The sequence below is a fragment of the Amycolatopsis minnesotensis genome (genome assembly GCF_039529815.1).
In the GTDB taxonomy this organism is placed as follows: Bacteria; Actinomycetota; Actinomycetes; order Mycobacteriales; family Pseudonocardiaceae; genus Amycolatopsis; species Amycolatopsis minnesotensis.
The window spans coordinates 1-1296 of record NZ_BAAANN010000124.1 but is presented as its reverse complement, the minus strand read 5'-3'; the positions used below and the strand labels follow the sequence as shown (position 1 = coordinate 1296).

At 69.5% G+C, this 1296-nt stretch carries 1 protein-coding gene; it reads left to right on the top strand.

Features of this window, described 5'->3' with window-relative positions:
- On the top strand, window positions 1–1275 hold a 1275-nt coding region (locus ABD256_RS44115; protein ID WP_344432391.1), incomplete at its 5' end, for a dolichyl-phosphate-mannose--protein mannosyltransferase.
- Window positions 1276–1296 lie beyond the last annotated feature (21 nt).

The following is a 1296-nucleotide window of genomic DNA, read 5'->3' as shown; positions in this document are numbered from 1 at the left end:
GTGCATCCGCCGTTGGCGAAGCAGTTGATCGCGGTCGGTGAGCTGGTGTTCGGTTATAACGGGTGGGGGTGGCGGGTGGTGCCCGCGTTGGCGGGCACGGTGGTCATCGCGTTGACGGTCGTGATCGCGCGGCGGTTGACCCGGTCGACGTTGCTGGGCGGGATCGCCGGGGTGCTGGTGATCTGTGACGGTGTGCTGCATGTGCAGTCGCGGATGGGGATGCTGGACATTTTCATCGCGGTGTTCTCGTTGGGGGCGTTCGCGTGCCTGCTGCGTGATCGTGATCAGGTGCGGGCGCGGCTCGCGGTCGCCGTGGGGCAGGGGTGGGTGCACGAGACCCGGTTCGGGCCGAGGCTGGGGTTCCGGTGGTGGCGCTTCGCGGCCGGGGTGCTGGTGGGGCTGACGTTCGCGATCAAGTGGTCGGGGCTGTACTACATGGCCGCGTTCGGGTTGCTGTGTGTCGCCTTCGATGTGGCGGCGCGGCGGGCGGCGGGGGTGGAGCGGCCGTGGCTGGGCGCCCTGCGCCGGGATGTGGCGCCGGCGTTGTGGGCGATCGTGGCGATCCCGGTGCTGGCGTACCTGGCCAGTTACTGGGCGTGGTTCGCCAGCGAGACCGCGACCGACCGCCACTACACCGAGATCAAGAACGTCGACCCCGGCATGTGGGGGTTCCTGCCCTCGGCGCTGCGTTCGCTGGGCGAGTACACCGGCAACGTGCTGCACTTCCACGAAACGCTGGTCACCCCGAAGGACAGCCCGCACCCGTGGGAGTCCAAACCGTGGACCTGGCCGATGGGACTGCGCCCGATGCTGTACTCGTACCAGTCCGGGGCGTCGGTGTCCGGGTGCGGCGGGTCGGAGTGCGTCCGCGCGAGCATGCTCATCGGCACCCCCGCGATGTGGTGGCTCGCGCTGCCGATGCTGGGCTGGGGCCTGTGGCGCACCGTGTTCCGCGCCGACTGGCGCTACGCCGCGGTCATGGCCGGCTACCTCGCCGGGTTCCTGCCCTGGTTCGTCAACCTCGACCGCCAGATGTACTTCTTCTACGCCACCCCCATGGCCGCCTTCCTCGTACTCGGGCTCACCCTGATCCTCGGGCAGATCCTCGGCGCCGCCCGCCGCGGCGCCGAACGCCGCGGCACCGGACTGCTCGCCATCGCCCTCTACACCGGACTCGTCGTCGCCAACTTCGCCTGGCTCTGGCCCATCCTCAACGGCGACGCCATCACCACCGCACATTGGCAAGCCGAAATGTGGCTCCCCTCCTGGCGCTAACCCCCCTGTTTTCCCACGCGC